7 protein-coding genes are annotated in these 9,061 nt (G+C 68.2%); 5 read left to right on the forward strand and 2 right to left on the reverse strand.

Annotation, left to right across the window (positions count from 1 at the left end):
• Positions 1-18: 18 nt before the first annotated feature.
• Together JZ792_RS07580 and JZ792_RS07585 are read left to right on the forward strand one after the other, a co-directional pair.
• A complete protein-coding gene (locus tag JZ792_RS07580) occupies positions 19-780 on the forward strand; it encodes a glutamate racemase (protein ID WP_216908326.1) in 762 nt (253 codons plus the stop codon).
• Positions 781-801: 21 nt separating this feature from the next.
• Complete coding sequence (locus tag JZ792_RS07585) at positions 802-1,557, forward strand: DNA alkylation repair protein (protein WP_216908239.1); 756 nt, start codon at positions 802-804, stop codon at positions 1,555-1,557.
• Positions 1,558-1,561: 4 nt separating this feature from the next.
• On the opposite strand, the gene JZ792_RS07590 is transcribed toward JZ792_RS07585, so the two are convergent.
• A complete protein-coding gene (locus tag JZ792_RS07590; RefSeq protein ID WP_216908241.1) occupies positions 1,562-2,617 on the reverse strand; it encodes a ferredoxin--NADP reductase in 1,056 nt (351 codons plus the stop codon).
• Positions 2,618-2,716: 99 nt separating this feature from the next.
• Positions 2,717-3,340, reverse strand: a complete 624-nt coding sequence (mftR2, locus tag JZ792_RS07595) for a mycofactocin system transcriptional regulator MftR2 (RefSeq protein WP_216908244.1) — start codon at positions 3,338-3,340, stop codon at positions 2,717-2,719.
• A gap of 811 nt (positions 3,341-4,151) precedes the next feature.
• Between mftR2 and mftF the strand changes: the two genes are divergently transcribed.
• From mftF to JZ792_RS07610, 3 genes are all read left to right on the forward strand, one after another.
• Positions 4,152-5,555: a mycofactocin biosynthesis glycosyltransferase MftF gene (gene mftF, locus JZ792_RS07600; protein ID WP_216908246.1), complete on the forward strand. Its 1,404-nt coding sequence runs from the start codon at positions 4,152-4,154 to the stop codon at positions 5,553-5,555.
• A 72-nt stretch (positions 5,556-5,627) separates the two neighbouring features.
• Positions 5,628-7,115: a mycofactocin dehydrogenase MftG gene (mftG, locus tag JZ792_RS07605; RefSeq protein ID WP_216908248.1), complete on the forward strand. Its 1,488-nt coding sequence runs from the start codon at positions 5,628-5,630 to the stop codon at positions 7,113-7,115.
• A gap of 182 nt (positions 7,116-7,297) precedes the next feature.
• Positions 7,298-8,623, forward strand: a complete 1,326-nt coding sequence (locus tag JZ792_RS07610) for a transcriptional regulator (protein WP_308165191.1) — start codon at positions 7,298-7,300, stop codon at positions 8,621-8,623.
• The last annotated feature ends 438 nt before the right edge of the window (positions 8,624-9,061 follow it).

Genomic DNA, 9,061 nt, shown 5'->3' on the forward strand with positions numbered 1-9,061 from the left:
TGTAATACGGTGGTCGGTGTGATCGTCGCGCTCATCGATTCCGGATTGGGATTACTGCCAACGGCGGCATGGTTGCGCAAACTGCGCCCGGATGTCGATCTGCTCCTGCAACTGGATCCCGATGGCGCGCCGTGGGGACCGAAGCCGGAGCCGTGGGTGATCGACCGCGTGGTCGACGCCGCGCGCACCTCCTCGAGCCACGGCGCGGAAGTGATCGTGCTGCCCTGCAATACCGCCAGTGTGACCGCGCTCGAACAGGTGCGCGCCGAGGTCGGCCCCGGCGTGCCGGTCATCGGGACCGTGCCCGCGATCAAACCGGCGGCCGCGGTCTGCGCTTCGGTGGCCGTCTGGGCGACCGCCGCCACCACCGCGAGCCGGTACCAAGCGGATCTGATCGCGAAATTCGGGGGCGGGGCGAAGGTGATCGGCGTCGCCTGTCACGGCCTCGCCGACGCCATCGACGGCGGAGATCTGTTGGCGGCCAGGAAATCCATCGCCGCCGCTGCCGCCGAGACACCCGACGACGTCGAGGGTGTCGTGCTCGGCTGCACCCACTACCCGCTCGTCGTCGACGACATCCTCGCGGCGCTGCCCGCGGGCGTGCGCCTGTTCGACAGCGCGCAAGCCGTTGCCGCCCAGACCATCCGGCGGATGGACGCGCTCGGGCGGCCCAGGACGGGCAGCGGTGCCGTCCACGTGCTCAACAGCGGCCGTCCCGGCGAATTACCCCGGGGCGCGGCGGCTTTCGAATCCGGACGGGTGCTCGGCGCCGAACTCTGATCGGACGAGGAGGAATTCGCGATGACCGATCCCGGCCCGACCGATCTCGAGCCGACCGCCACCGACGTGACGCTCGCGCTGGCCGACGTGGCCGATCCCGACGACGCGACCGGACTCGGGCGCTTCTTCAAGACCGGTCCGGGCGAATACGGCGAGGGCGATGTGTTCATCGGTGTCCGGGTGCCCGCCATCCGCGCCGTCGCGAAACGGTTCGCGGCGCTACCGCTCGCCGAGATCGACGCGCTACTCGACAGCGCGGTGCACGAGCATCGGTTGGCGGCGCTGGTCATCCTCAACGCGCGTTTCGCGAAGGCGGCGAAGCCGCGCACGCTGGATATCGACGCGCAGGCCGAGATGGTCCGGCTCTATCTCGACGCCGTGTACCGGGGGCGGGTGAACAACTGGGACCTCGTCGACGTCTCCGCCGAGAACATCCTCGGCCCGTGGCTGCTGGACCGGCCACGGGATCTGCTGTTCGAACTGGCCCGCTCCGAATCCCTCTGGGAACGGCGGGTCGCGCTGCTCACCACCTTCGCCTTCATCAAGGCGGGCGACGCGTCGACGACATTCGCGCTCGCCGAGCGACTGCTGACCGATCGGCGCGATCTGATCCAGAAGGCACTGGGCTGGATGCTGCGCGAAGTCGGCAAACGGATCGACCGGGCCCTGCTGACCGGCTTCCTCGACGGCCACGCCGCCGCGATGGGCCGGACCGCGCTCGGCTACGCCACCGAACATCTGGATCCGGCCGACCGGGCCGCCTACCGCGCGCTGTAGCGGCTCAGAACTGGATCTTCAGGTGGTCGGTGACCGGTCGCGCCTGGCAGCCGAGGATGTAGCCGTTCTCGATGTCCTCGGGATCGAGGATCTCGGAATTGGCCATCTCGACCTTGCCCTCCAGCACCGTGCACGCGCAGGAGCCGCATTCACCCTCCTGGCACGAGTACGGCACGTCCAGGCCCTTGGAAAGCATGATGTCGACCAGCGTCTGGGTGCGCGGCCAGCTCAATTCGTGCACCTGCCCGTCGAGTTCCACCTCGACGGTGGCGGCGTCGGCGGCCTCCGCGTCGCTGACCCGCACCGGGGCCTGATCGGCGAACGGGTCGCCGGCCAGCGAGTTGAACACCTCGGCGTGGGTGCGTGATCTCGGCACGTCGAGCCTGCCGAGTGCGTCGTGCACCCGGTCCATGAAGGGTTTCGGCCCGCACATGAAGGCGTGGTAGGCGCTGTAGGGGGCGACGAGGGTCGCCAGTCCGTCCGCGGTCGGCAGCCCCTGGAGATTCTCCAGCCAGTGGATGACCACGAGCCGCTGCGGATGTTTGGCGGCGAGTTCGGCGAGTTCGCCCGCGAAGATCACCCCGTCGGGGTCGCGGTTGGCGTAGACGAGCACGATCCGCCCGCCGCCGCGCGCGAGCGCCGATTTGAGAATCGACATCACCGGGGTGATGCCGCTGCCCGCGCCGAAGAGCAGCAGATCCTGGTCGAGATCCTTGGGGGTGAACACGCCCGACGGCGGCAGCACCTCGATGCTGTCACCGGCTTTGACGTTGTCGCACACCCAGTTCGAGCCGTAGCCGCCCGCCGTGCGTTTCACGGTGACCTTGGGCTTGTCGTCGGTGTGCGGTGAACTGGCCAGCGAATAGCAGCGCGCCACCGAGCCGGTGAGATCGCTGGGGATCCGCAGCGTCAGGAACTGTCCGGGCTTGTACTCGAACTTGTCCCGCGATTCCTCCGGCACGTCGAAGACGATCGAGCAGGCGTCGGCGGTTTCGGCGATGACGGCGGCGACCCGCAGCACGACCGAACGCGATCCGTGCGGTACCTCGACGGTGGTCATGACCGGACCTCGTGGTGGCTCGCTTCGGCGGCCCGCTGGCTGCGCTCGTTCACTCTCGTCCTTTCGAACGTGGCGGCAAAACTAGAACGTGTTTCAGTTTCATCGTACGTCGGCGTCCGGCCGATGGACAAGCTGGGCCTCTAGCCCGGCGACGAGCACCTCCATCCCGAAGTTGTAGGAGTACTTGCCTCGCAGGTCCGGCAGGTACTTCGCGGCCCGCGCCACCACCTCGGGCAGGGCCACATCCGACAGCGCGGCGCTGTCGCGCGGATTGACCCGGCTGCGCCCGAACAGATACGTGTGGATCGTGGCATACGCGGCGAGCACGTCGCGGTCGGTGAAACCCGCGTCGAACAGGATCTCCATGATCGCGGTGATCAGGTCGAGCTGTTTGCCGAGCATCTGCTCGATCAGCACATCACCGAGGCCGGGGTGTTTGCGCAACTTCTCGTCGATCTGGTCGATGAGATCGCGCAGCCGCCGCTGCCACGGCGCGGAATCCGGCGGTGACGTGCGCACTCCGGTCAGCGCGGCGGTGGCGACCAGATCGAGCAGCTCCCGCTTGTCTGCGACGTAGTAGTACGGGGCCATCGGGGAGACGCCGAGTTCGCGGGAGAGTCGCCGCATGGATAGCTTCTCCACGCCGTCCTCACGCACCACACGCAACGCGGCCTCGACGATCTCGGACTCCGACAGTGTGCTGCCGCCCCCGCTCGTCTGCATTCGTCCGACTCCCATGCCACCTCTACCACCGCGGGGCGCTGCGATTCCTCGACGCCCGGCACGAACCTGTCCAGCTGCTTACCCCCGGAATTCTAGAGTGCGCGGACCCGGTCCGGTCCCGCTGCCGCAGACCGGCCCCACCGCGCGTGCCCCGGCCCCTGGTCCGGTCCCGCGCGCGTCGTCGAGACGGCTGTCACGCGTTCCCGTTCGCGGCGGCGCGGGCCGGATCTTCGCGCCACGCCGTGGATCCGAGCGTTCACGGGATCCGGCGGGGGTGAGATGATCGTCGGCGCGTCCGAGCACGACGGGGCGCTCGCGGGTTTTCTGCGCCCGCGGCGGCGCAGGCCGTCCGGCCCGACGCGGGGGTGGTCCCGCGGTCGGACGGTGCTGTGCCAGTCGTGCGGATCGTCGCGGCTCGGCTGTGCCCTCGTTTCCGGAATCGGCGGGGTGCGCCGTCGCCTCGGTTCCGCGTCGTGTTCGGTGGGTTTCGGTGGGTTTCGGTACCGAGGAGGGGCGTTGCGGAATTCGGTTCTTGGCACGACTCGCCGTGGCGGCGTGCGTGTCGCGGGTTCGGTTGTCGCCGACCCCGATTGCCGGGGATGCGCTGGCACTGTGAGACGGCACCGGGGTTCGGGCGCTGTCCGTCGATTGCCGTCGCGTTGCGGTGGGCGAGAGACCGAGTTCTGGCAACCATTCCGCAAACGCATTTTCGCGAGCAGGGGAGAGTTCGACGGACAGAATCACGCGGAATTCCGTCCTTTTTTCCGTACCGATGATGCCTGCGCGCGAAAGTCCGCCTAGCATGCCAGGAATGCGCCATGATCGCCTGCCCGACGGATTCGGGGTGCGGATCGATCCTCGGGTACGCGCATACTCCGGGGGACGCATCCTCATCGGCGGCTCGCCTGCCCGGTTGCTGCGTCTTGCCCCTGAGGCCGCCGAGATGATCGGTGACGGCTACCTCGAGGTCACCGGCCCGAAGTCCGCCGTTGTTGCCAGACGGCTGCTCGACTCCGGGGTCGGCAATCCGCGGCCCCGTCTGCTGCCGTCCCCGGACGACGTCACGGTGATCGTGCCGCTGCACAACAACGCCGACGGTCTGACCAGGTTGCTGGCCGTGCTGCGCGGGCACAATGTGATCGTCGTCGACGACGGGTCGGACCAGCCGGTGCAGGTTCCGAACAACCGGGGCACCCGCTGCAAGGTCACGGTGCTGCGTCACGACGACAAGCAGGGACCGGCCGCCGCGCGCAACGCGGGCCTGCGGGCCGCGACAACCGAATTCGTCGCCTTCCTCGATTCCGACGTGGTGCCGCGCAGCGGCTGGCTCGAGGTGATGCTCGGGCATTTCAGCGATCCGGAGGTCGCGCTGGTCGCGCCGCGTATCGTCGCCCTCGATCCGGAGTCGAACGCGCTGGCCAGGTACGAGCACACCCGCTCCTCGCTGGATCTGGGCAGGCGCGAGTCGGCGGTGCATTCGCGCGGCGTGATCTCCTACGTGCCGAGCGCGGCGCTGCTCGTACGACGGCGCGCGCTGCTCGCCGAGGGCGGTTTCGACGAATCCATGCAGGTGGCCGAGGATGTCGACCTGTGCTGGCGGCTGGAGCAGGCGGGCTGGCGGCTGCGCTACGAACCCGCCGCCCACGTGGCCCACGACCACCGCATCTCCTTCCGCGCCTGGTTCGGGCGAAAGCTGTTCTACGGCACCGGCGCCGCGCCGCTGGGCGAGCGGCACGATCCGAGTATGGTCTCCCCGCTGTCGGTGCCCTCCTGGACGGTCCTGGCGACGTTCCTGTTCGCCACGCTGTCGAAATGGGGACTGATCGGCGGACTGATCACCCTCGCGACCGCACTGGTGCGTCTGCGGCGGGTTTTCGCCGAATTGGACAATCCGACCAGAATCGCCGCGATCTATCTCTCGCGCGGGTTCTTCGCCGGACTGTGGCGGCTGGCTTCGGCGATGTGCAGGCACTACTGGCCGGTGACGCTGGTGGCGATGCTGGCCTCGCGCCGGATCCGGCGCATCGCGGTCACCATGGCCGTGGCCGACGGATTGGCCGACTGGTTCACCCATCGTGACGCGGGCGGACTCGATCCGTTCCGGTATCTGGCCTACAAGCGCGTCGACGACATCGCCTACGGCACCGGTCTGTGGCTCGGCGCGTTCCGCGCGCGCAGCCTGGAGGCCCTCAAACCGACCGCACCGCGACGCTGAGACCGCGACGCGGCCTCGGGTGGGTCGTGGCCCACCGCGAGGGCGAAAGGCGGCGGGCCGGATGATGGTGTCGTGGTCGATACGCTGATCGTCGGTGCGGGCACCGCGGGCTGCCTGCTCGCGGCGCGGCTGAGCGCGGATCCCGATCACGTCGTGCGCCTGGTCGAGGCGGGGCAGGTGTGGGGGAGCGCGGATTCGATCCCGCGGGAGGTACTGCGCGCCGATCTGATGCCCATCGGTCCGGAATCGCCGTGGGTCTGGCGTTATCGGGCGTTGCTGGCGACGGGTGGCGCCCTGCCCGACACCGTCACCGAACTCGTGCGCGGTCGTTTGCTCGGAGGTTCCGGCGCGATCAACGGCGGCTATTTCGTCCGGGCCCCGGCGGGCGACTTCGCGTCCTGGTCCGAGGAATTACATGGTGACCCATTGCGCGGTGACTCGAATTGGTCGTTCGATTCCGTGCTCCCCGCCTACCGGGATATCGAGCGCGATCACGATTTCGGTTCGGCTCCCGGTCACGGCGCGACGGGTCCGATCCCGGTTCGTCGCGTCACCGATCCGGCCCCCGTCGGCGTCGAATTCACCTCCGCCGCCGCGGCGGCGGGTTTCACGGAGATAGCCGATCTGAACGCCGTGCCCGGCGCGTCGACCGGGTTCGGTCCGGTCCCGTGCAATGTCGAGGCGGGATCGCGGATCGGAACCGCGACGGCCTGCCTGCTGCCCGCGCTGTCGCGGCCCAATCTGAGCGTCTCCGGCGGAATCCTGGTGACCCGCATTCGATTCCACGGTACGAGGGCCGTCGGTGTCGACTATCGGGCCGGTGAGCTCAGCGGCACGATCGAGGCCGATCGCGTCGTGGTGTGCGCGGGCGCGGTGGAATCGGCGGCATTGCTGCTGCGTTCCGGGATCGGTATGCCCGCGCAGCTGCGCGAGCTGGGCATTCCGGTGATCTCCGAAGCGCCGACAGGTGCCTGGTTCAGCGACCATCCCGAGATCGGTGTCGAATACGGACTCGATATCGGGCCTGCCCGCCCCGGTGTCCCGCTGGAGTACGTGCTGACGCTCGACGACATCGAGATCCGCCCGTACTCGATCCCGTTCACCCCGGAGCCGGGAATCCATCGGCTCGGGGTCGCGCTGATGCGCCCGCATTCCTCCGGTGTGCTGCGGCTGCGCGGCGCGGATCCGCGATATCCGCCGGTGCTGGAGCATCGGTATCTGTCCGCGGAATACGACAGGACCGCGCTGGCGGCCGCGGTCGATCTCGCCGGTGACGTGCTGGCCCGGATACCGGGGGCGCGGATCGACTCGATTCCGCGCGGCGGTGCGGATTCGGTTTGGCTGCGCGCGAATCTCGGTACCTCGCAACATCTGTCCGGTACGTGCAGAATGGGCGTCGACGCGGACGAGCGCGCGGTGGTCGATCCGAGGTGCCGGGTGCGCGGAGTGTCCGGGTTGTCCGTCGTCGATCTGTCCGTGGTGCCGGTGCCGCTGAGCCGGGGACCGCAGGCCACCGTGATGATGATCGCCGAACGCGCTGCGGGATACCTCACATCCTGATGTGAAAGACGAATAGGTCACATTTGCCGACGGTATCCGCGCGATGTGACCTGGCGGACAAAGAACTCCAACCGCCCCTGCCTGGGAATACTCGCCGGTACAGTCTGGGGCGGAAAGAAAGGCAAATGGTCAGCAATTCAGCAGGTGGGCGGCACCCACGGCGAAGCGGCAGCAGAGAATCGGTGGAACCGGGCACGCAACTCGGCGCACTCGAAGCCTATGCCGCACAAGCACACGGATATCTCGGCGCGGGTGGTGAAGAACTGTCGCAGCTGGCCGGTCTGTTGCGTCCCCTGGTTCTCGAATCCTGGTTGCGCAGTGTCCGGGGCGGCGTCGACCCGATGGACGTGCTGAACGAACGCGGCCTCCGCGGTACCGACCTCCAGCGCTATCGCGACGCGCATCCGGTCGCCGCGCTGATGCCGTTGATCGACAAATTACTCGTGCAGGACACGGCCAGAACGGGTTTGATCGTCGTCGTCTCCGATCAGTTCGGCCGCGTGCTCTCCATTCACGGCGGCACCGAGCAGGTGAGCGCCGCCGCCGAGACCGGCCTGCGCGCGGGCGACGATCTGAGCGAACGTCGGGTCGGCACGAATGCCGTCGGTCTCGTCGTGCGCACCGGGCGGGCGGCGTGGATCCACGGACCGGAACATTTCCTGCACCGCATGCACCAGATCACCGGGGCCGCCGCGCCGGTGCACGATCCGGACGGCAGGTTGGTCTGCGTGCTGATGATCGCGGGCGGGGTCCGCGTGGCGAAGCCGGAAATCCTCGCCCTGGTCAAGGCCGCGGCCACCGCCGCCGAGATGGATCTGCTGCTTTCGGCCATGCGTGCCGGTCGACCGGGTTCGGGGCGCAACGGTGAGCGCGGCTCCGCGGTGGGCGACGCGGGCAGGCTCGGGCTCGACGTCTTGGGTCTGGGCCAGCCGCAGTTGACCATCGCGGGTGACCGGGTTCCGTTGTCGCAGCGCCACGCCGAGATCCTGTTGCTGCTGGCCGAACATCCCGAGGGTCTCGGCGCCGACCATCTGGCGTTGCTGCTCGACGACACCGATCTGGACAACGGCACGATCCGCGCCGCCATGTCGCGTTTGCGCGCGGTCATCGGGTCGACCGTCGTCGGTTCGCGCCCATACCGTCTGCGGGTTCCGGTCGCAACCGATGTCGACGAACTGCGCGTCGCTCTGGATTCCGGTGATGTCGATTACGCATTACGGCTCTACGCCGGTCCCGTGCTGCCCCGATCGACCGCTCCGGGCATTGTGGATCTCCGCGACGAGCTCCGGGTGCGGTTGCGCACCGCCGTGCTCAGTTCGGGTGATTCCGGGGTCCTGCGCCGGTGGACCGAGGCACCCGAGGGGCGTGACGACGCGACGGCCTGGGCCGCCTACCGGGCGACCGTCGACCGCGACTCCCCGCTATATGCCCAGATAGAGGCCAAGATTCGGGTCCTCGATCGGCGCATGGGCGCGGATGCAACGCAGATGCAACGTTTCGGCTCATAGTCTGCACTTCAAAGAGTGTGACAACTCACATCGTCGCCGGTACGGCGGCCTCTGGTAAGGCCCTGCCTCGGGTTTCGAGCCGTCGTGCTCATCTGAACAAGCGTCCAGAAGTTTTTGCCGGAATTAGTTCCTTTTTATTAACTTTGGGCCTAGTGTTCGCAATGCACGGCTCACTTCCGTGTGATGTAGGGAACACAGTCGAGGCGCGGGACCGGCGTCGCGGCAGCGGAGTTGGAGGAACGATCACGGGCTTGGCACAACCCGTCGGCGGCAGGAGTTCGCCACGGACGTGACCGCGGAGGTCACGAACTCGTTTTCACGTAATCAATCGGATCCCCGCGTCGGTGACGTACCCGCGTCCCGCGCATTCGCCGAATACCCACCGGTGGCACACACGCCCGGCATTCCGGATCGCCCGATCCGGCGCGGGCTCTCTCG

This window comes from Nocardia noduli (assembly GCF_019038455.1).
GTDB lineage: Bacteria > Actinomycetota > Actinomycetes > Mycobacteriales > Mycobacteriaceae > Nocardia > Nocardia noduli.